21 protein-coding genes and 1 pseudogene are annotated in these 20,971 nt (G+C 65.4%); 12 read left to right on the forward strand and 10 right to left on the reverse strand.

Annotated elements, in window-relative coordinates; genetic code table 11:
- Nucleotides 1-314: 314 nt before the first annotated feature.
- Nucleotides 315-1,529, forward strand: coding sequence for an FAD-dependent oxidoreductase (locus ABQ039_RS17225; protein ID WP_126966588.1), 1,215 nt, complete (start codon nt 315-317; stop codon nt 1,527-1,529).
- A 23-nt stretch (nt 1,530-1,552) separates the two neighbouring features.
- Here ABQ039_RS17225 and ABQ039_RS17230 read toward each other — a convergent pair whose 3' ends face one another.
- Entirely contained in the window at nt 1,553-1,747 is a 195-nt protein-coding gene (locus ABQ039_RS17230) for a hypothetical protein (protein WP_039513305.1), read from the reverse strand.
- Between the two features lie 233 nt (nt 1,748-1,980).
- On the opposite strand from ABQ039_RS17230, the gene ABQ039_RS17235 reads away from it, so the two are divergent.
- From ABQ039_RS17235 to ABQ039_RS17245, 3 genes are all read left to right on the forward strand, one after another.
- Nucleotides 1,981-2,310 (forward strand): hypothetical protein, encoded by a 330-nt coding sequence (locus ABQ039_RS17235; RefSeq protein ID WP_167763632.1) that lies wholly within the window; start codon nt 1,981-1,983, stop codon nt 2,308-2,310.
- The gene (locus ABQ039_RS17240) at nt 2,291-2,797 is read left to right on the forward strand and encodes a ferritin-like domain-containing protein (RefSeq protein ID WP_016900918.1); all 507 of its coding nucleotides are present in this window, start codon (nt 2,291-2,293) and stop codon (nt 2,795-2,797) included. The genes ABQ039_RS17235 and ABQ039_RS17240 overlap by 20 nt, the downstream gene beginning before the upstream one ends.
- Nucleotides 2,798-2,931: 134 nt before the next feature.
- The gene (locus ABQ039_RS17245) at nt 2,932-3,831 is read left to right on the forward strand and encodes a manganese catalase family protein (protein ID WP_349778374.1); all 900 of its coding nucleotides are present in this window, start codon (nt 2,932-2,934) and stop codon (nt 3,829-3,831) included.
- 262 nt (nt 3,832-4,093) lie between these two features.
- On the opposite strand, the gene ABQ039_RS17250 is transcribed toward ABQ039_RS17245, so the two are convergent.
- Nucleotides 4,094-4,666 carry a hypothetical protein gene (locus ABQ039_RS17250; protein WP_016900920.1) on the reverse strand — a complete coding sequence of 191 codons (573 nt, stop codon included), beginning with the start codon at nt 4,664-4,666 and terminating at the stop codon, nt 4,094-4,096.
- Between the two features lie 264 nt (nt 4,667-4,930).
- Nucleotides 4,931-8,485, reverse strand: a complete 3,555-nt coding sequence (locus tag ABQ039_RS17255; protein WP_184433339.1) for a CheR family methyltransferase — start codon at nt 8,483-8,485, stop codon at nt 4,931-4,933.
- A 198-nt stretch (nt 8,486-8,683) separates the two neighbouring features.
- Between ABQ039_RS17255 and ABQ039_RS17260 the strand changes: the two genes are divergently transcribed.
- The gene (locus ABQ039_RS17260) at nt 8,684-9,067 is read left to right on the forward strand and encodes a response regulator (RefSeq protein WP_024938475.1); all 384 of its coding nucleotides are present in this window, start codon (nt 8,684-8,686) and stop codon (nt 9,065-9,067) included.
- Here ABQ039_RS17260 and ABQ039_RS17265 read toward each other — a convergent pair.
- From ABQ039_RS17265 to ABQ039_RS17275, 3 genes are all read right to left on the reverse strand, one after another.
- A complete protein-coding gene (locus tag ABQ039_RS17265; protein ID WP_065032933.1) occupies nt 9,061-9,288 on the reverse strand; it encodes a hypothetical protein in 228 nt (75 codons plus the stop codon). The genes ABQ039_RS17260 and ABQ039_RS17265 overlap by 7 nt on opposite strands.
- Nucleotides 9,288-10,568 (reverse strand): sigma-54 dependent transcriptional regulator, encoded by a 1,281-nt coding sequence (locus ABQ039_RS17270; protein WP_046344551.1) that lies wholly within the window; start codon nt 10,566-10,568, stop codon nt 9,288-9,290. Before ABQ039_RS17270 ends, ABQ039_RS17265 begins: the two co-directional genes overlap by 1 nt.
- 563 nt (nt 10,569-11,131) lie before the next feature.
- A complete protein-coding gene (locus tag ABQ039_RS17275; RefSeq protein WP_016900925.1) occupies nt 11,132-11,317 on the reverse strand; it encodes a hypothetical protein in 186 nt (61 codons plus the stop codon).
- Nucleotides 11,318-11,533: 216 nt separating this feature from the next.
- Here ABQ039_RS17275 and ABQ039_RS17280 point away from each other — a divergent pair, with 216 nt between their 5' ends.
- Both ABQ039_RS17280 and ABQ039_RS17285 read left to right on the forward strand, forming a co-directional pair.
- Nucleotides 11,534-12,400, forward strand: coding sequence for an SDR family oxidoreductase (locus ABQ039_RS17280; protein WP_166770184.1), 867 nt, complete (start codon nt 11,534-11,536; stop codon nt 12,398-12,400).
- A 56-nt stretch (nt 12,401-12,456) separates the two neighbouring features.
- Nucleotides 12,457-13,632, forward strand: a pseudogene (locus tag ABQ039_RS17285) (ABC transporter ATP-binding protein); the annotation flags it as partial.
- A gap of 169 nt (nt 13,633-13,801) precedes the next feature.
- On the opposite strand, the gene ABQ039_RS17290 reads toward ABQ039_RS17285, so the two are convergent.
- Nucleotides 13,802-14,446 carry a DUF4142 domain-containing protein gene (locus tag ABQ039_RS17290; RefSeq protein ID WP_349778375.1) on the reverse strand — a complete coding sequence of 215 codons (645 nt, stop codon included), beginning with the start codon at nt 14,444-14,446 and terminating at the stop codon, nt 13,802-13,804.
- Nucleotides 14,447-14,708: 262 nt separating this feature from the next.
- Here ABQ039_RS17290 and ABQ039_RS17295 point away from each other — a divergent pair, with 262 nt between their 5' ends.
- Complete coding sequence (locus tag ABQ039_RS17295; protein ID WP_126966585.1) at nt 14,709-15,872, forward strand: zinc-dependent alcohol dehydrogenase; 1,164 nt, start codon at nt 14,709-14,711, stop codon at nt 15,870-15,872.
- 79 nt (nt 15,873-15,951) lie between these two features.
- Here ABQ039_RS17295 and ABQ039_RS17300 read toward each other — a convergent pair whose 3' ends face one another.
- Complete coding sequence (locus ABQ039_RS17300; RefSeq protein ID WP_016900935.1) at nt 15,952-16,119, reverse strand: hypothetical protein; 168 nt, start codon at nt 16,117-16,119, stop codon at nt 15,952-15,954.
- 347 nt (nt 16,120-16,466) lie between these two features.
- On the opposite strand from ABQ039_RS17300, the gene ABQ039_RS17305 reads away from it, so the two are divergent.
- Nucleotides 16,467-16,799 (forward strand): YkgJ family cysteine cluster protein, encoded by a 333-nt coding sequence (locus tag ABQ039_RS17305; protein WP_226427509.1) that lies wholly within the window; start codon nt 16,467-16,469, stop codon nt 16,797-16,799.
- Between the two features lie 10 nt (nt 16,800-16,809).
- Entirely contained in the window at nt 16,810-17,076 is a 267-nt protein-coding gene (locus ABQ039_RS17310; RefSeq protein ID WP_039518701.1) for a hypothetical protein, read from the forward strand.
- A gap of 174 nt (nt 17,077-17,250) precedes the next feature.
- Here ABQ039_RS17310 and ABQ039_RS17315 read toward each other — a convergent pair whose 3' ends face one another.
- Together ABQ039_RS17315 and ABQ039_RS17320 are read right to left on the reverse strand one after the other, a co-directional pair.
- Nucleotides 17,251-17,463 (reverse strand): hypothetical protein, encoded by a 213-nt coding sequence (locus ABQ039_RS17315; protein WP_024938481.1) that lies wholly within the window; start codon nt 17,461-17,463, stop codon nt 17,251-17,253.
- A 267-nt stretch (nt 17,464-17,730) separates the two neighbouring features.
- A complete protein-coding gene (locus ABQ039_RS17320) occupies nt 17,731-18,642 on the reverse strand; it encodes a LysR family transcriptional regulator (protein ID WP_349778376.1) in 912 nt (303 codons plus the stop codon).
- Between the two features lie 103 nt (nt 18,643-18,745).
- On the opposite strand from ABQ039_RS17320, the gene ABQ039_RS17325 reads away from it, so the two are divergent.
- Nucleotides 18,746-19,945, forward strand: a complete 1,200-nt coding sequence (locus ABQ039_RS17325) for an MFS transporter (RefSeq protein ID WP_349778377.1) — start codon at nt 18,746-18,748, stop codon at nt 19,943-19,945.
- A 282-nt stretch (nt 19,946-20,227) separates the two neighbouring features.
- Entirely contained in the window at nt 20,228-20,971 is a 744-nt protein-coding gene (locus ABQ039_RS17330) for a DUF3348 domain-containing protein (protein WP_349778378.1), read from the forward strand.

The raw sequence follows: 20,971 nt of genomic DNA on the forward strand, positions 1-20,971 counted from the left end.
GGTGGGAGCTCGTTGGGTTGGGACGCGGCGAGCATAGCCGGCAAGCGATCGGGCGAACGCCCCCGGGCGACGAATGGCCGCTGGCGCGGCTTCAACTGCCCAGATCGCGGTGCGAAACCGGCCTGGTCGGCGGTGGCAGGCACAGATGCGCGCGGTATGCTCGGCGTGCGCGACCGACGATGCTGCGGGGTGCCGGTCGCTGGCGCGCAGCGCAGGGCCTGGCGTTTACCGGTACTGCACCGCGCGCGCTACGCGTGGCCGGCCGCGCGGGCGCCGTTATCCCAATCACCTTCTCTACATCGCTCAGGAGCCGCATGCACCGTCGTCATTTCCTGCACAGCGCCGGCCTCGCGCTCGCGGCCGCTTCCACCGGAAGCTGGGCCACGACCGGCAAGGCGGCCGCTGCGCCGTCCTCGCCGCTACCCGCCACGTCGCCGGGCGCCTCGCCCGACCAGTTCGCCGCAGCGCCGCCGCTGGCGCCGATCCGTGCGGCGGTGGATCGCATCATTGCGATCAACGGCTGCACCCGCCCGTTCCGTGCGCAGGGGCCGCGGATCGAGGCCGAACGCATCGGCCGCAAGACGGTGGTGCACAACTATGGACATGGCGGCAGCGGGTGGTCGCTGTCGTGGGGCGCGGCCGAGCATGCGCTGCGGCTGGTGCAGGCCGCCGATGCGGATGCGCGCGAGCTGGCGGTGATCGGCTGCGGCGCGATCGGGCTGACCACCGCGCTGGTGGCGCAACGTGCGGGCCTGCGTGTGCGCATCTATGCGCGCGAGCGCCTGCCGGATGTGCGCTCGTTCTACGCCACCGGCGTGTGGTCGCCGGACTCGCGCGTGTGCACCAGCGAGCACGCCAGCGCCGACTTCAGGACCCGCTGGGAAGAGATGGCGCGCATTTCGTTTCGCCGCTACCAGACCCTGCTGGGCCTGCCGGGCGAGCCGATCGAATGGCGCGATGGCTATGCGTTGTCGGATGTGCCGTTCGATCAACCGAGCGCGTCGGCCGAAGCGCACGAGCCGGACTACCCGCCACTGGAGCGCGACCTGCTCGACGATCTCGGCCCACGCTCGCAACCGGTTGCGCCCGGCAGTCATCCGTTTCCGGTGCCGTTCGTGCGCCGCTACAGCCAGCTGACCTTCAACCTCAGCGCCTACGCGCGCCTGCTGATGGACGACTTTCTGCGGGCCGGCGGCGAGCTGTACACGCGCAACTTCGAGCATCCGCGCCAGTTCGGCCAGCTGCGCGAGAAGATCCTGGTCAATGCCACCGGCTATGGCGCGCGTGCATTGCTTGGCGACGACAGCGTCATCCCGGTACGTGGGCAGACCGCGCGCTTGATTCCGCAACCGGAAGTGACCTACGGCTTGGTCTGGCGCGGCCACAATCTCAATGTGGTGCCACGCCGCGATGGCTTGCTGGTGCAGTCGCAAGGTGCCCACGATTTCAACAACCCCGATGCCACGCCGGATCACGCCGCGTCCGCAGCAGCGGTCCGCGAGCTGGCACGGTTGTTTCCTGCGCGCTGAGGCAGTTTTCCCGCGCGCTGCGCTCAGGACTCGCCGAGCGAGGCCTGCAGCGCGCGGGCTAGTGCGGCATCGCCGCTGACCAGCTCGTCCCACCGCAAGGCCACGCCTTTGCGTCGGCCTTTTTCGACCAGCTTCAAGCCCTGCGGGTCGATGACCAGGGTATAGGCCTGCTCACCGATCTGCAGCTCGCGGCGTAACGGTTTGTCCAACGGCGTCATGGCAGCTCCAGGGGCAAGAACGAGCCATCGGTTGTAGCGCATCGGTCTGCAACAGCGTGCATTCCCGGCAGTGCATGCCGCACGGTGCCGGTGCAATCGCTGCGCGTGCGCATCAACATCCGCGCAATGGCATCGACATCGGCACAGGCGCACCGATGCCGCATGCACGGCCGCGGTCATGCGCGTTGTGCGCATGCATCTCGAGGAGCCGGCATCAACCTCGGTCGATTGCAGTGCAACTGCCCGGCTCGGCGCTGGCGAATCGATTGCATGCGCATCATCACCGCGCCGCTCACGGCACAGGTCGTTATCGCCTCGGCATCACCGCATCTACCGATCGCGCTAACACGCCGACGATTAGCGTAGCGACCATGCGAGACAGCTTGAGCAAGCACGACAACAACGCTGCATTGCAGGCTTGGCGTGACGCCAGGCAATGCGATGCCGAAGTGGTGACGCAACTGGCTCGCACGCAATTGAAGGCAATACGCACACACGGTGTGCCGCACTGTTTATCCACCTATCCATCCAAAGGAGCCGCCCATGGCGATCAAGACAATTGAAGAGCTTTTCGTCCACGAGCTGTCGGACATCTACAGCGCAGAAAAGCAGTTGACCAAATCGCTGCCGCGTCTGGCACGTGCGGCCACCGAACCCAAGCTGGTGGAAGCGTTCAAGCTGCACCTGGAGGAAACCCAGGGCCAGATCGAACGCATCGACCAGATCGTCGAACTGCTCGGCATCAAGCTCAAGCGCATCAAGTGTGCCGCGATGGAAGGCCTGGTCGAGGAAAGCCGCGAGGTGATCGACGAGATCGAAGAAGGTCCGGTACGCGATGCGGCACTGATCGGCGGCGCACAGAAGGTGGAGCATTACGAGATCGCCTCGTACGGCACCATCGCTGCGATTGCAAAGCAGCTGGGCTACACCGATGCGGTCAGCTTGCTGCTGTCGACGCTGGAAGAAGAAAAGGCCACCGATGAAAAGCTGACCCTGCTCGCCGAGCAAGGCGGCAATCAAAAGGCATCCAAGGCCAGCAAAGCGGCCTGATTCATCGCGCGGGCGGCGCTGCCGTCTGCGTTTGTCCGCATCCCGCGGGCAACCCCCACCCGTAGCCAGCCTCAGGTTTCTGCGCGCATGCCGCGTTGCAGTTCTCGCCGGGCGCCAGCCAGGAAATACGATCCATGTTTATGCATAACAAGCGTCTGATGTACACCGTTCGCGTTGCCGAACCCAATCCGAATCTGGCCACGTTGATGCTCGAGCAGTTCGGCGGACCGCAGGGCGAACTTGCTGCAGCGATGCGGTACTTCACCCAGGCATTGGGCGAAGACGATCCGGGCCGCAAGGATCTGTTGTTCGATATCGCCACCGAAGAACTGAGCCACCTGGAAATCATCGGCTCGATCATTGCCATGCTCAACAAGGGCCCCAAGGCCGTGTTGTCCGAGGGCATGGAAGAGGCCATGGAGATGCGCTCCATGACCCAGAACAGCACCAGCCACACCCAGCAGATCCTGTACGGCGGGGGCCCGGCCCTGGTCAACTCCAGTGGCGTGCCGTGGACCTCGGCCTATGTCGATTCGATCGGTTGCCCGACCTCGGACATGCGTTCGAACATCGCTGCCGAAGCACGCGCCAAGCTGGTCTATGAGCGCTTGATCACCGTCACCGATGATCCGGGCATCGTGGATGCGCTGCGCTTCCTGATGACGCGCGAAGTGGCGCATCAGAAGTCGTTCGAGAAAGCGTTGTACTCCATCGAACCGAACTTCCCGCCGGGCAAGCTGCCGGGCGACCCACGCTTTACCGACATCTACTACAACATGTCGCAGGGCGAAGGCGACACGATTGGCCCGTGGAATGCCGGCGAGCAGTGGGACGTGGTGGCAGACCGTGAGCTGCAGTCCGCAGTCGACGGTGGCGATGGTTCGGCCACGGTTGCGCTGGATGCGACCCAGACCGAGGCACTGGATGCGATGTCGCTGCGCCTTCTGTCCAATCCGGAGCTGGATCGGGTGACCGGTGCAGACCTGGGCGCAGGCCCGGGCGCCGGCTCCACCACCGGCGACATCCAACGCTGATCTTCAGCGCTAGCAGTTGCCGAGACTGGCCCGGGTCGTTCGCGACCCGGGCTTTTTAATGCGTAACCTACTGTGGACAGCGGGCTGCATGCAGTTGGTCGTCTTGCGGTGGTTATCGCGACAACGTCGGCGCGTGATTTGCGACGCCCATGCAACACGGGTGGGTCGATACAAGACGTCGACGAATGCGTAAGGGTTACCGGAGGACTGAAAAGAAAAGAGGCCCGACGGGCCTCTTGGTATCACTGCGTGCCCGCGCCTCTCACACCGGCGCGGCCTGCTGGGCATGCGCTTCGCTGGCCCACTCCGGACGCACGCCTGCTGCGGTGGTGCAGCGTTCCAACCGCCATGGCAGCAGATGACGCATGGCCTCCTCGCCACTGACCTGTAGCCATTGCGTGGCATCGCCTTCGACGCATAACGGGCGTTGTGTCGGCAGGCTGGTCGAGGAAGCGACCAGCAACGAGAACCCCATCTGCAGGCGGCCACCGATATCCATGACATTGCGCAGGCCCGCGGCGTACAGCGCGCCACCGTCCTGACTCAGCCAGGTCGCCGACGTGGCGCCATCAGCCGATGCGGCGCAGACAAAGCCACACAGCGGGATCAGGCAGCGCTGGGTTTCCCAGATGGCGAGGTCCACGCGCCCCAGCCACTCCGGCTCCTGGGTATTGATCGAGCGCTGCTGTCCCGGAGCACGTCGACCGAAGGTTGCACGCTCCTCGCGCTTGCCGCCACGGTCGGCAACCAGAATGTCGGCATCGGCACCGACACCGATCTCGACCCAGGCATTGCTCGCAACGCGGCCCGACAACTGAAGAATGCGCGTAATCATGTTTACTCCACTGTGCATCTGGATGACAGCAGGAGCTACGCACAATACGCGCCAAGTTTTAGGGATGCCGCGCACTGATGCACCGCAATGGTCCTGCATGACGGCCGTGGCATCGGCATCGTTGCGAGGTGCGAATCCGTCGCAACATGTGCACGCACGCGCAGGAATTTCCGTGAGGGGCGCGTCGGGATGCGCAGCATTTTGCACATCGGCATGGCCGCGCCTGCCGGAGTGCGCACGGACTGCACGCGCGCGTGCAGGTCTCTAGCGCTCGTGCAGCGAGGTCAACGGCAACTGGATCTCGCATTCCAGGCGTGTATCGCTGAGCTCGTAACGCGTCTGTGCGCCATGGCTGTACGGCAGCGCCTTTTCGATCAGACGGCGGCCGAATCCGCCCGCCTGGTCGCGGTCGTCGCGCCGCTGCTGGCTGGCACCTTCCTCGATCCACGACAGCACCAGACGCGCAGAGGCGTCGTTGGTGGACACCACGTCCCAGCGCACCGACAGCGTGCCGGTCTCCACCGCCAGCGCCCCGTACTTGAGCGCATTGGTTGCCAGTTCGTGCAGCGCCAGCGCCAGCGTCTGCACCGTGGACTTGCGAAGCGCCACATCCGGGCCTTCCACCACGATGCGCTGTTGGTCGGGCTCGGCGCCGAGCGCATCCAGCTCCATGCGCAGCAGCGCACCGATGGTGGTGGGCTCGTTGTCCGACTGCGACAACAGTCCTTGCACACGCGACAACGCAGAGAGCCGGTCGTCGAACCTGCCGGCGAATTCCGGCATGCTGTGGCTGGTCTGGACGGTCTGCTTGGCAACCGACTGCACCACGGTGATCAGGTTGCGGGTGCGGTGCTGCAATTCGCTGACCAGCACGCGCTGTTCGTCCTGCAGGCGGCGCAAATTGTCCGATTCGGTCGAGGTTCCCAGCCATTCCAGCACCTGGCCGCGCTCGTCCAGCACCGGCGCGCTGCGCGTATGGAACCAGCGGTAGCCGTCTTCGGCTGCGTTGAACAGGCGGTGTTCCACATCCAGCCCGCCGGTACGCGCACTGTCATGCCAGGCATTCAGGGTCAGCTCGCGCTCGTCCGGATGCACCACCTGCAGCCAGCCCAGTTCCAGGCTCTCGCCATCGCGCTGGCCGGTGTAGCTGGACCATTGCGGGCTGGACCAAGTCCAGCGGCCGCCATCGAGCGAGCGCCACACCAGTTGCGGAATGCCTTCCATCAAGGTGCGCAGCCGCTGCTCGCTGCTGCGCAACGCGCGCTCGGCGCGCGTCAGCGGGGTGACGTCCATGAAGGTCAACACCGCACCGCCGATGAAATTGTTGACGGTGCGGTACGGCAGTACGCGCACCATGTAGCGCGCGCGCGTGGCGGGGTTTTCCACCTCGCGGTCCAGCACCGCCAGCGTGCGGATCACCCGGCGCACATCGTCCTGCAGTTCATCGTAGGCCACGTGCAGCTTGATGTTGCTGATCGGCCGGTGGATGTCACTTTCCACCAGCGGCAGGATGTCGGTGACCGCGGGAGTGAAGTTGGTGACGCGCAGCTCGTTGTCCAGGAACACGGTGGCGATCTGGGTGCTTTCCAGCAGGTTCTTCAGGTCGCTGTTGGCATGCGCGAGTTCCTGCACGCGGTGGGCCAGCTCACCGTTGACCGTGGTGACCTCCTCGTTGACCGACTGCAGCTCTTCCTTGGAGGTTTCCAGCTCTTCGTTGGCGCTCTGCAGTTCTTCGTTGAGCGACTGGTACTCCTCGTTGGAGGACTTGAGCTCCTCGTTGGTGCTTTCCAGCTCCTCGATCATCGACTGCAGACGCTCGCGGGTCATACGCAGCTCGTTCTCCAGCGCCTGCACGTGCGCATTGTCGGACACCGTATCTTTGGGCGGCGCCAGCTCGGCCAGTTCACGCGCTTCCACTTCCTGGAACAACACCACATAGCCGCGCGGCACGTCCGAATCGGAGGTCGGCTCCACGAACAGGTCCACCGCCAGGGTCGCCGCGTCCTCGTGCATCTGGATGCCCCTGGCCTGCACCGGCGTCATGTCCGCTTCGGCACGGCTGAGCGCGCTGCGCAACTCCAGCCGCAGGTCGCGGTGAACCAGGTTGAGCAGGTTGAGGCTGGGTGCGCCGCCGCCGGGACGAATGAAACGCCCGGCCTGGGAAGAGAAATGCAGCACGTCGAAATGCTCGTCCAGCACCGCATAGGCCGGGGCATAGCGATCGGCGATGCGCTCGCCGGCGCGCACCAGTGCATTGCTGACGCTGTGCTGCTGGCGGTTGGCCGCCGGTGCATGGCCGTCCAGTCCCAGCGAAGACGACGGGAAGGTCGCATGCATGCGGCTGTCGGCATCGATCTTCTGGAACACGCGGAAGCTGCGCTCCACCGGTGCGAACAACTTGGCATGCCGCGAGACGTTTTCGGCGTTGCCCAGGAACAGATAGCCGCCGGGCTTGAGGGCGAAGTGAAACACCGGGATCACCCGGTTCTGCAGCTCGGCGTCCAGGTAGATCAGCAGATTGCGGCACGACACCAGATCCAGCCGCGAGAACGGCGGGTCCTTGACGATGCTGTGCTGCGAGAACACGCACAGCTCGCGCAGCTGCTTGCTCACCACATAGGTATCGCCCTCCTTGACGAACCAGCGCTGCAGGCGCTCCGGCCCCACGTCGGCGACGATGCTGGACGAATAACGCCCCACCCGTGCGATGGCCAACGCCCGCCCGTCGATGTCGCTGGCGAAGATCTGGATGCGCGGCGCCACGTCCAGCGTCTGCGCATGCTCGCGCAACAGCATCGCCAACGAATAGGCCTCTTCGCCGGTGGAGCAACCCAGCACCCACACCCGCAGGTGATCGCCCGGCTGCTTGCCCTGGAACAGGCGCGGAATCACCTGCTGCTCCAGAAATTCGAACTCGCGGCGGTCGCGGAAGAACTGGGTGACGCCGATCAGCAGATCGTTGAACAGCAGCAGCGGTTCGTCGAAGCGGCTGCGCAGCTGCTCCAGATACTGTTCCAGCGTGTCCACCTGCACCACCTGCATGCGTCGCTGCACGCGGCGCAGGAACGTGGCGCGCTTGTAGCCGTGGAAATCATGGCCGGTGGCATTGCGCAGGATGCTGGCGACCTGGCTGAGCTGATCGTTCTCGCTGCCGTTGCGCACGCCCACCGGTGCCGGATGACCGAAGCGATGGTGGCGTTGCATATGCGCGGCGATGCGTGCGGCCACGCGCGGCAGCGGCAGGATGTCGTCGCTGATGGCGGCCGGGTTGCCGGAACTGCGCAGATCCATGCCATGTAACGACGGGTCGTCCACCGCCAGCGCCAGACCGCCACATTCCTTGATCGCGGCGGTGCCCAGGGTGCCGTCGCCATCGAAGCGGCCCATGATCAGGCCGATCACGTTGCCGTCCTGATCGTGCGCCATCGAAACGAAGAAACTGTCGATCAAGCCGTGATCGCTGGCTTCCTCCAACGGGCGCAGCCGCAGCCGGCCTTCTTCCAGGGTCACCAGGGTCTGGCTGGGCGGTAGGTAAATGCGCCCGGGATGCAGCGCATCGCCGTCCTCCGGCGCCAGCAGCAGGCTGGATTGCGGGCCGAGCAACTCGCGCAGGCGCGGCTCGTCCAGCAAGTGGCGATCGCGCAGCAACAGCATGATGACCAGATTGGGCGCCCCGGCGACCGCGTCGAGCAGCTCGGCCAGGCGGGTGGCATCCAGGCCATCGGCGCCGACACCGAGAACGAATAACGGCGGTGGCGCCACGGCGTCGTGCACGGGGGGCGCTGCGGTGTCGTCGCAGGAAGTGTCGTCGTCAGTCATCGCATCGATCGCGTCGGGTGTGAGGCGCAATCGTCAATGATGGCGCAAACCCGCCTCTACTGCTACGCGGGGTCTGAGCGGTACAGCTGCCTTGCACGACCGGTTCTGGAAGCGCCTGCTTACGCGCGGCGTTAACCGACGCGACGCGCACTATGGCTTGCGCGTCGCCAGACAGCGCCACCGCTCCAGGAGCTCGCCATGCAGGACAATCCACTCAACGGCCGTCGCATCCTCGTGGTCGAGGACGACTATCTGCTGGCCGAATCGCTCAACGATCTGTTAGTGGAAGCCGGCGTCTATGTACTCGGGCCGGTGGGCAATGTGCCGGAGGCATTGTCGCTGGTGGCCTCCGGCCAGACCATCGACGGCGCTTTGCTCGACGTCAACGTGCGTGGCCAACCGGTGTTTCCGGTCGCCGATGCGCTGCTGGAGCGTGGCGTGCCGTTCTCGTTCTGCTCCGGCTACGACCGCTACACGCTACCGCCGCGCTTTGCGCACCTGTCGTACTGCATGAAGCCCTACAACCCGCGCACCATCACCGCCCTGCTCAGCAACCAGACCCAGCCTGCCGAGCATTACTGATCGGTGCTGTCGGTGGACATCGCATCGTCCTGGCGCAGGGCGCGCTCTTCTTCGCCCAGTTGATTGAGCAACTCCACCGCCGACTGATGGGTAGTGCGCAGGGTCTCCATGGGCTTGGAGGTCTCGTTGCGTAACGCATACAACGCAAAGCCCATCACGTTGAGGCGGTTGCGCAACTGATGCAGCAGCTCGCGCCGCCGCCCCTGGGATGCATCGCCCACTACGCGTCCTTGTCGCTGAGCCGGTTGTGCAGGGTGCGCACACTGATCCCCAACTCGCGCGCCGCTGCCTTCTTGTTGAAACGCGTGCGCGCCAGCGCTGCCTCGATCATGGCGTCCTCGGCCTGGCGCATGGTCCATCCCGCCGGAATCAGCAAGCCGTCTTCGTCGGCCTGCGGCACGGTCTGCACCACATCCGGCGCGCTCAGCAGATCGCCGTCCGCGCGCAGGTACAGATAGCGGATGAACGAGCGCAGCTCGCGCACGTTGCCCGGCCAGGTGTGGTACGCCAGATAGCGTAGCAACGACTTGGTCGGCAGCTTGCGGGTGCCGTACTTGACGTTGAGCTCATCGATCACGCGCAGGCCCAGCAGCCGCGCATCGCCACGACGCTCGCGCAGCGGCGGCACCTGGATCGGGTACTCGTTGAGCCGGTAGAACAGATCCTCGCGCAGCACGCCGTGCTCGCGTTGCACATGCTGGTGGGTTGCCGCGACCACGCGCGCGTCCAGCGGGATCTCCTCGCTGCCTCCCACGCGCATGAAGCTGCGCGACTCGATCGCGCGCAGCAGGTAGACCTGCAGGCGGGTCGGCATCTCGCCGATCTCATCCAGGAACAGCGTGCCATCGGCGGCCTGCTCCAGGAAGCCGGCGTGCCGACGATCGGCACCGGTGAAGCTGCCGCGCTCGTGGCCGAACAACTGGCTGGCGAGCAGCTCCTCGGGAATGGCACCGCAGTTGACCGGCACGAAGCGACCACGCCGGCCGGAGACCCGGTGGATCGCGCGCGCGACCAGATCCTTGCCTGTGCCGGTCTCGCCGGTCACCAGCACATTCAGATCGGTCGGCGCCACGCGCAGGATGTCCTTGCGCAGCAGCACGATGCTGTCGCTGTTGCCGATGATGCCCAGATTGCCCTGCTGCGCGTCGCGCAGGCCGCCGAGCACGCGCTCCAGCCGCTCGGGCGCAAACGGCTTGGTGAGGAACTCACTGACGCCGAACTGCTGCGCGCGGCCCTGGGTTTCGTAGGCGTAATCGCCCGAAACCACCACAATCTGCGGCGTGTGATCCGGGTCGAGCCGTTCGATGAGATCGAAACCGCTACCGTCGGGCAGACCAACGTCCACCACCAACAGGTCGGGGAAGTTGCTGTCCAGCCAACGGCTGGCTTCGCCAAGGGTGTGGATGCCCTTGGCACGGAAGCCGCTATCGGTGGCTAACTCAACCACCTGATCGCAGAACTCCACGTCGTCGTCGATGATGGCGCAGGAAAGACGGTCCATGGGCGCTTCTGTCCGCAATGACTAATACATGTTCAGTTGAGAATTGTGACGGCTGCGCGAAAAACGCGCCTGTACGTCACCACGAGATGGCACATCCGTGTCACGGCCATCCGGCCGTATGGCGCCCGCTTCCCCCCAAGTCGAGCTCGCCGTAAATGGTCGACCGAAGTACGCATGGCGGCGCTGGATTACGCCAGTGCCAAGCGTCATGGTCGGGGTCGGTCAGCGCGTCGTCTTGGGCGAAACGCCAAGGAGCGCAAGGTTTGCGGGAGATGGAGGGCAACCCGGACACGGGTACCGTTGGACTGAACTGACGGATCAGCTCGCTTGGCCTGCGCTACGACGCGCCTGCTGGACTGTCGGCTCGCGCCGACGTGGATCATTGCCGGTGGATGCCTTGTGCACGCCCGGCCGCGAGCCGTCGGATGCGCTGTGTTGCCAATAGCCTACGCACCGGCCGTGGAGAAAACATGCATGGAGCTGCCAAGGCCGGCGCTGTGACACGACGGCAGAGTTGCGTGCGCCTGCATCGCGAACGCCGGAACTGCAGCGTCCAGCGCGACTCAGCGCTTCTCGGAGCCGTCCGGTCGCTCGTAATCGTGCTCGGGGTCGGCCTTGTTCACATCGCGGTCTTCGTCGGGCATGTCGTGCACCTTCCACTCGACATCCTCGTTGCGCTGTTCCTGCGGCGTAAACGGCTTTTGCTGGTCGTCGTCCGGACCCCATGGCTTTTTCGGTTCACTGCCCATCGTCGTTCTCCTGCGTTTGTGGTCGTGAGCCCACGCTAGGCCGGCGTGCATTGCACAGCAGTGAACAAAGCTGCGCGATGGCGTGAAGCAATCGCCACATGCACAGGCGGCGACATCGTCAACACACACGCCGCCGACATCGCCTAGCCCGCCCGTTTACGTCTGCGCACGCACACTGCGGTTCATCGTGATGCGTCACACCGCCAGGAGACTGAAATGCCCGTACCCAATTACCCGCGCCCGCCATTCAAACCGCAGCAGCAGAACTTTCCTGGGCGTACCGAGAAGATGGACCCACGCCCGGATCACGGCGAAGACAGTTATGTCGGTCATGGGCAGCTCACCGGCAAGCGTGCCCTGATCACCGGCGGCGACAGCGGCATCGGTGCGGCCGTGGCGATCGCTTATGCACGCGAGGGTGCCGACGTGGCGATCGCCTATCTTCCCGACGAGCAGGAAGACGCCGCCAGAATCGGCGCATTGATCGAAAAGGCCGGCGTCAAGGCCTTGCTGGTGGGCTGCGACATCAGCGACCCGGCCCAGGCGGCTGCGTTGATCGAACAGGTCAACAGCACGTTCGGCGGCCTGGATATCTTGGTCAACAACGCCGGCTATCAGAAATATTTTGAGAACTTCGAAGACATCACGCTGGACGAATGGCGCAAGACCTTCGACACCAACGTGCATGCCGTGTTCCACCTGGTGCAGCTGTCGGTACCGCTGATGAAGGACGGCGGCTCCATCATCAATACCGCCTCGGTGCAGTCCAAGAAGCCGACGCCGAACATCCTGCCGTATGCCGCCACCAAGGGTGCGCTGGCCAACCTGACGATTGGCCTGGCAGGCGTGCTGGCCGACAGGCACATCCGCGTCAACGCGGTGCTGCCGGGTCCGATCTGGACGCCGTTCATTCCGGCCGGCATGGATGAGGAGTCGGTGGAAAACTTCGGCGGCCAGACGCCGATGGGTCGCCCCGGGCAACCGGTGGAGCTGGCATCGGCGTACGTGATGCTGGCAGCAGATACCGCCAGCTACACCTCGGGCACATTACTCACCATTGCCGGTGGCGCGGTCACGCTGTAACGCCGTCCAGCGCTGCAGCTGCGCGTAAAGCCCGCCTCGCTTGCTTAGCGAGGCGGCAGGCCGCGCGCGTGGGCGGCGAGCTGGTGGATGCGGTGTCCACTGTGTGGACGATCAAGGCGTTTGCGGCGCGCGACCGTGAAAGCGCGCGGCTTGCCGAGCAGATCGGCGACGAGGCGGTCGCCCATCGCCGTAGCTGGATGTACGTGGAAAAGGCCCGCGTGATCCACGACATCTGCCTGTCGGTGATGGCCGGCGGCATGCTGATCTGGACGATCAGCATGTGGCGCGCCGGCACGGTGAGCGCGGGCGACGTGGTGCTGGTCAGCGCGCTGACGTTCCGCATCCTGCACGGCTCGCGCGACCTGGCGCTGACGCTGGTGGACACCACCCAGCAGTTGGGCGCCCTCGCCGACACGCTGCAGATCATCCTGCAGCCACATGCCATCGTCGGTGCGGACGCACCGCTGGCCCTGGCCCAGGGCGATGTGCGGTTCGAAGAGGTGCGCTTTGCCTATCCGGATCGGGCGGCGGTGCTGGATGGATTGAACCTGCACATCCCTGCCGGCCAGAAGGTCGGCATCGTCGGGCCCTCCGGTGCCGGCAAGTCCACCTTGATCGCGCTGATCCAGCGCCTGGACGATGTGCAATCCGGACGCGTGCTGATCGATGGCCAGGACATCCGCAGCCTCAGCCAGGACAGCCTGCGCGAAAAGATTGGGGTGGTTCTGCAGGAAACCGCGCTGTTCAATCGCAGCATTGCCGACAACATCCGCTACGGCCGCCCGGAGGCCAGCGATGCGGAAGTGCAGGACGCTGTGCGGCACGCATTCTGCGATGGCTTCATCCGGCAGCTGCCGCAGGGCTACGACACCCAGGTCGGCGAACGCGGGGTCATGCTCTCCGCTGGTCAACGCCAGCGTCTGGGCATCGCACGCGCGTTCCTGAAGGACCCGCCGATCCTGATCCTGGACGAAGCCACCTCGGCACTGGACACCGAATCGGAAGCGGAAATCCAGGCCGCGCTGGATCACCTGATGCGCGACCGCACGGTACTGGCGGTGGCGCATCGCCTGTCCACGGTGATCGGCTTCGATCGCATCGTGGTGCTGCAGGAAGGCCGCGTGGTCGAGGACGGCAACCCGGCACAGCTGCGTGGTCACGGTGGTGTGTTCGATGGCCTGTGGCAGCGCCAGGCGGCGGGATTCGAACAGGCTGCGCCTGATGCGTCATGAAGACGGCCTTGCGATGCGATCGCCCGGTACCGGCCGAGCATGCTGCAGGTGTGCAGCAGATCGAGTAGACACGCCCCACGCATGCCCACAACGACAACAGGCAGCCGAAGCTGCCTGTTGCCTGCATCGCACCGCGCATCACGCGGTGCTGATCAACATCTCTGCCTGATCAGTGCGGCTGGCTCGACTTGGCGCGCAGCGACTTGGCATGCTCCAGATGCTGGGCGATGGTCTCGCGTGCACGCTGCAATTCCTTGCCCAGATCGCTCGAACCCGGCTCGCTGGCCAGCTGCGCATCCAGCAACGTCAACGCCTGCTCATGGCTGGTCACGCTGGCCTGCAGGTACTGCGTTTCGAACTCCTTGCCGTTCAAGCCTTCCAGACGCTTGCGGGTGCCGTCAGCGCGGGTGGTTGCAGCCTGCGCCAGCGTGCCGCTGCGATCCGGTGCAAACCGGCTGAGATCGGTGAGCGCCGCACTGTGGGCCTCGTCCATCTTGCGCGCGAACTGCAAGGTCTCGCCACCAAGTCCCTTGACGACTGCCAACTGCGCCAGCGTGCGCTCCTGCTCGTTGAAGACCACCAGCGCACCAAGCGCCTGCTTGCGATCGCCGGAGATTGCAGCGGCATCACGCAACGGGTCGCCATGCGGCGGCGTGCTGCCCGCATTGGCCGGCGCGCTCAGCGTCTGCGGTTGAATATCGCGATCGTTGTTCTTCGGGCCGGCTACTTCACCGGACTCGTTCTGACGACGCTGCCATGCCTTGTAAGCCACGTAGCCCACTGCACCGGCGGTCACCATCTTGAAGATTCCCATCGTTGTCTCCTGATTGATCGCGCAAGGCACGATCGTTGATTGTCGGGGTCGCATGGTCGCTTCACGCATGAGCTGCGAACGATTCAGCGTGGCATTCGAGAGTGCGAGCGCGCGGGTTATCCAGGCGTGACACACGCATCAACGCCGCGTCGCCAATCGAACGCGTCCACACCGTGCGCACGTGCCGTGCTGACGGACTTAACGGCGCGCTACCGACACTGACTGTGTTGCCGCACATCGACGGCCTTTCCGGAGAACCCCCATGCTCGCCCTCAATTACCACGGCTCACGCGATGTCCGGGTCGAAACCGTGCCGGACCCGGTCCTGGTCGAACGCGACGATCTCATCCTGCGCGTGACCGCCACCGCCATCTGCGGTTCGGATCTGCATCTGTACCGCGGCAAGATTCCGGATCTGCGGCACGGCGATATCCTCGGCCATGAGTTCATGGGCATTGTCGAAGACGTGGGCCCAGACGTCACCGCCGTCAAACGCGGCGACCGCGTGGTGATCCCCTTCGTGGTGGCCTGCGGGCGTTGCTTCCACTGCATGCTGCAGGAGTTTTCCGCCTGCGAGACCACCAATACCGGCAAGGGCGCGGCGCTCAACCACAAGGACATGCGGCCGCCGGCGGCGCTGTTCGGCTTCAGTCATCTGTATGGCGGTCTGTCCGGTGGGCAGGCCGAATACGTGCGCGTGCCCAAGGCCAATGTCGGGCCGCTGGTGGTGCCCGATGCACTGCATGACGAGCAGGTGCTGTTCCTGTCCGACATCCTGCCGACCGGCTATCAGGCTGTCATCGATGCCGGGGTCAAGCAAGGCTCGACGGTGGCGATCTTCGGTGCCGGCCCGGTGGGCCTGATGGCAGCGGCATGCTGCCGCATGCTGGGCGCCGAGCGCATCTTCATGGTCGACCGGCATGCCTACCGGCTGGACTTCGCGTCCAAGGCCTACGGCATCATTCCGATCAACTTCGACGAGGTCGACGACCCGGCCGATGTCATCGTGTCGCAAACCGATGGCCGCGGCGTGGATGCCAGCATCGAAGCGGTGGGCTTCGAGGCCGAAGGCAGCGCGATCGAAACCGCGTTGACCAACTTGAAGCTGGAGGGCAGCAGCGGTGTTGCAATCCGCCAATGCATCGCGGCAACGCGCCGCTGCGGTGTGGTCAGCGTGCCGGGCGTGTATGCCGGCTTCATCCATGCCTTCATGTTCGGCGATGCCTTCGACAAGGGGCTGAGCTTCAAGATGGGCCAGACCCATGTGCAGAAGCACATGCCGCATTTGCTGGAATGCATTGGCAATGGCGAACTCAAGCCCAGCGCGATCATCTCCCATCGCATGCCGCTGGCCGATGCGGCGCGTGGCTATGAGCTGTTCGACAAGAAGCAGGACGATTGCCGCAAGGTGGTGTTGACGCCGTAACAGCCGGCCAGCAACGCTGCAAACGCAAACGGCGCGGTCGATGACCGCGCCGTTTGCGTTCCCGGCTAATGTGGCCGGGTCAGTCCAGCGGTTTGGCCGGCACGAACGGCGATACCGGATCGCTGGCCGGAAAGGTTTCTTCCAGCGCATCGTCCTGCAAGGCGTCCTGTTTTTCCTTCTCGCTGCGTTGGTCGTCGTGATCGCCGGCAAGATCGGGCGCAGTTGCGTGTTGATGGGCAGTATTCATGGGATCTCCTGTCGCGTTGATGCAGACCACCCAACGCTACGGTGGCCTGACGACGGCGCAGGTGAAAGAGGTCTTCGCATCGGCGCGACAAAGGCAACCGTTTAGGCAAACGTCGGATGCATCGGCACGTTGTCGCAACATGGCGATCGTACGCGCGCGGACCACAGCACGATTGAGCGCGCAGGATGCCGTGCTTGCGTCCACAGGCAGACACAACGCACGGCACTGCCGGCAACGCGATCATCGCGTTTTTACGCCGCGAGAAAACAGCCTGCCGCCGCCACGGCGGGGACCGGTTCACACCCCGGCGCGCCCAGGGTGTATGGTGCAAGGGCGGCCGGACTCCGGTGTCGCCTTCACTCTATCTGGCCTTCTCCATCAAGAATCTCTGCGAACGTTGCGACGCCGTCTGTTGCCGGCTCACCGTCATGGTCGATCCATCCGACCGCATCCCCAACCACTTGACCAGCGTGACACCGCAAGGTTGGCACGTGATGGCGCGTGACGAGGAAGGCTGGTGCGTGGCCATCGATGCAGCGCGCATGTGTTGTTCGATCTACGAGACGCGGCCGGCAATCTGCCGGCGTTTCGTCATGTCCGGGCCGTATTGCCGCGACGTGCGTGCCACCTACGACGACCAACGCCGGCGGGGCATTCCCTTGACGCTGTACAACGCATGAGGATTTCGCCATGAACAACTCCCGCCGTCAGTCGATGACCGTGAGCAATCAGCCAGGCAAGCCGCGTTTGTCCGAGCAACGGCTGGCCGCCGATCTGGAGGCGTTCCAGCAATCCGGTGGCGCGATCGAGCGTCTGGGCGATACCCCGCTGCGTCGCGACAAGAAGCGTGGCGAGCCCGAGGCCGCCCCTGCCAAGGCAGTCAAGAAACCTGCTGCCAAGGCAACCGACGCGTCTGAAGCAGAGACCGCGACAACCGCAACAACCGACGCCGAGTAAGCGCGTCGCAGTGGCAGCACACCTGCGGTGTGGCTGTCGCTGTTGGAGTTGGGTGATCGATGCCGCGCTGCGTGCAGACACCGCGGCCGGCTGAACCAACAGCGCCGGCATCGTCGGCTTCGAAATGACCGCCTTCCGGCACGCAGACCCGCGTCGCCAACAGGGAAGCGCGGATTACAGCAGTTGCGCGTGCTTGGTCGCGCCCAGTCCCTGTGCCAGCGAAGCCATCTCGTTGGCCAGTGTGATCAGATCGCCGCCGGCTTGCGCGGCAAGGGTCATGATGCGTTGATACGCGTCCCAGAAGTCCGGTCCACTGCCATAGGCATCGTGGAACCCTTGTAACTCCAGGACCATGAGATCGGACACCTGCATGTCGCAGCGGTCCATTGTGGTCACCTCGTTGGGGAGTCGTCCCCGGACCGGCAGCCTACACGCGTTCACCTTACAAAACAGGGTCGGCCGTGAGACAGCGCAGTTGGAGCTGAATTGGTCAGAGAGCAGGCGCAGACCGGCGTGATTGTGCTTGATCGCGCCCGCTGTCGCGTGTGCTGGCATGTGCGCTGACCCGAACCTGGCGCTGCATTGCGGCGCGTCGATGTGCACCATGCGCAACCGCTGCCGCGATCATGCACGACCCCACGCCAGGCGCCGCACTCACGCCGCATCCTGCAAGCCCTGCTGCAGGCACTCCAGCAACCGGCTCAGCTTGGGCAGCAGCTGGCGCGCGCGCATCCACACCAGATGCAGCGGCAGGCCTTCGGTATCGCACTGCGGCAGTACCGCGATCAGGCTGCCGCGCTGCAGATGCTGGTCGATCAGCCAGGTCGGCAGCTGTGCGATACCCAGCCCGGCCACCACCGCGTCCACCTGCGCCTCGGCATTGCCGAACACCACCCGCGCGTCCATCGCACGCTGTTCCACCGGCCCTGCGCCATGCCGCAGCAACCACGGGCTACTGCTGCCATCGGCCTTGCCGTAGAGCACCGCATCGTGCGCCAGCAGTGCGGCGATGCTGTCGGGCGTGCCGCGCTGCGCCAGGTACTGCGGCGCGGCGCAGAACACGCGTTTTTCATGGCCCAGATAGCGGTGCCCCAGGCTGCTGTGCCAGTGATCCGGCCCGCCGATGCGCACCGCGATGTCGATGCCTTCTTCGGCCATGTCGACGAAGCGATCGGTGAACGAAATGACCGGTTGCAGGCCGGGATAACGCTGGAAGAACGGCAGCAGCACCGGCAACACCTTGTGCCGGCCGAAGCTCACCGGCAGGTCCAGCCGCAGCCGGCCGGTGGGCGCCTGGCCTTCGGCACGCAGCACATGCTCGGCCTCCTCCAGCTCGTCGAGCACCTTGACGCAGACCCGGTAGAACGCCGCGCCGGCGTCGGTCAGCGCCAGCCGCCGGGTGGTGCGTGCGAACAGGCGCACCCCCAGGCGCGTCTCCAGGCGTGCGATGGCCTTGCCCACTGCCGAGCTGGTCAGGCTGAGCCGCTCGGCGGCGGCGGTAAAGCTGCCGGCATCGGCGGCGCTGACGAAGATATCGATGCCTTTGACGCGTTCAGAGGGATGCATGGAGACACATTCAAGAACTGAAGTCCGCAATGTACGGAAAATACTCCCGATATACGATCTTAATTCTTTCCTATGATGACCAGCCCACACTGCGGCGCATGCCATGTCTGCTGTCGGCTCTACTTCCTCTCCCGTTTCCGCCACCGCGGCACCGGCCGCTGCTCGCAGCGGCCTGGCGATCTTCATCCTGGCGTTTGCCGCGTTCGTGATCGTCACCACCGAGTACCTGATCGTCGGGCTGCTGCCCGGCCTTGCACGCGACATGGAAATTTCCATCTCCGCGGCCGGCCAGCTGGTGACCTTGTTCGCCTTCACCGTGATGCTGTTCGGCCCGCCGCTGACCGCGTGGCTGTCGCATCTGGATCGCAAGCGCCTGTTTGTGATGATCCTGCTGGTGTTTGCGGTCTCCAACGCAGTGGCCGCGCTGGCGCCCAATATCTGGGTGCTGGCCTTTGCCCGCTTCGTGCCGGCGCTGGCGCTGCCGGTGTTCTGGGGAACCGCCAGCGAAACCGCCGGGCAACTGGCCGGGCCGCAGCACGCCGGGCGCGCGGTATCGCGGGTGTATCTGGGCATTTCGGCGGCGCTGCTGTTCGGCATTCCGCTGGGCACGGTGGCGGCCAACAGCATCGGCTGGCGTGGCGCGTTCTGGATCCTGGCCGCCCTGTCGCTGGCGATGGCCGCGGCGCTGGCGCTCTGGATGCCGACCGTGGCCCGCAGCGAGCGGGTGAATCTGCGTCAGCAGGCCGGCATCTTCGGCGAGCGCTTCTTCCTGGCCAATGTGATCCTGTCGGTGGTGGTCTTCACCGCCATGTTCACCGCCTACACCTATCTGGCCGACCTGCTGGAACGCAGCGTGGGCGTGCCGGCGGCGAATGTGGGCTGGTGGCTGATGGGCTTCGGCGCGATCGGCCTGATCGGCAACTGGCTGGGCGGGCGGGTGGTGGATCGCTCGCCGTTGCGTGCCACGGCGGTGTTCCTGCTGCTGCTCGCGCTGGGCATGGCCCTGTGCGTGCCGGTGGCCAAGACCGGCGTGCTGCTCTATCTGACCCTGGCGGTCTGGGGCATCGCCTACACCGCGCTGTTTCCGATCAGCCAGGTGCGGGTGATGAACTCGGTGACCCACTCGCAGGCGCTGGCCGGCACCACCAATGTGTCGGCAGCCAATGCCGGCATCGGCATCGGCGCCATCATCGGCGGGCTGGTGATTCCGGCCTGGGGGCTGGGCAGCACCGGCTATGTGGCCGCCGCAGTGGCACTGCTGGGCGTGGTGCTGATTCCGTTGGTACATCGCGCCCGAGGGTGAGAGATCGCGTTGCGGGCCAGGCGCATCCGGCCCGCAGCGTTGGTCGCGCTCGCTGTGCATGATCACGGAGCGCGCAGGCCAGATACCGCTAAAGATGGACTTGATCCTTGGGCGCTGCGCCCGCTGGATCGCTGCGCTGCACGCTGCAATCGCGCGCACGCCCCCACACCAGGCCGGCTGAATGCCGCCAGGGCCGGCCTGCGCGGCCAAGCCCGCAGCTGCCGGGCAAAGCGCCGAACCGCGCAGTTTCCCGTGTAAAATGCGCGGTCTTTGACCGGAACAATGGCGAAAGCTTCTCCACGGGCGCCCCTGTCGGGCCCGGCGTTCATTCGCCTGCTTGCTCGCCTCACCGATGCCCACGTGGCCCAGTCCAACCATGCGCTCGCCGACCGGCTCAGCCAATGGATCGACTGGACGCGCGCGGTCGCCGTGTCCAAGGCGCTGGATGGCAAGCTGCCGGAGATCGACGCGCTGCCCGACACGCGCAGACTCGACACCGAGGCCTGCGCCCGCGTGCGCACCGGGCTGGCGACCAGCAGCGTGGTCGAGCTGGATGCCGTGCTCGCGCGCGCGCGCCGCGATGCGCGCAGCGCCGCCGCTGTCGACATCGACGCAGCGGCGCCTGCGCTCGACTATGCCCCGTTCCGCCAGCACTACCTGGCGATGCAACGCGCCATGCGCACCGCCACCGGCGACCTGCGTGGCCGCCTGCGCGACATGCTGGCGCTGGAATCGGCGCCGATGGCGCGGCTGGCCGAGGTGGATGCGGTGATGGAGCTGACCTTGAGCCCACGCGAGCAGACCCTGCTGAATCACGTGCCGAACCTGCTCGGCGCGCATTTCGAGCGCCTGCGCGATGCCGCGCAGGCGCAGAACCCGGCACCCGACGGCGAGGCCGCGCCACGCGCGCTCTCCGACGGCTGGCTGGATGTGTTTCGCAAAGACATGCAGAGCGTGTTGCTCGCCGAACTGGATGTCCGTTTTCACCCGATCGAAGGCCTGCTCGCAGCGCTTCGTACCCGCTAA

The organism is Xanthomonas sp. WHRI 6108, assembly GCF_040202385.2.
GTDB lineage: Bacteria > Pseudomonadota > Gammaproteobacteria > Xanthomonadales > Xanthomonadaceae > Xanthomonas > Xanthomonas arboricola.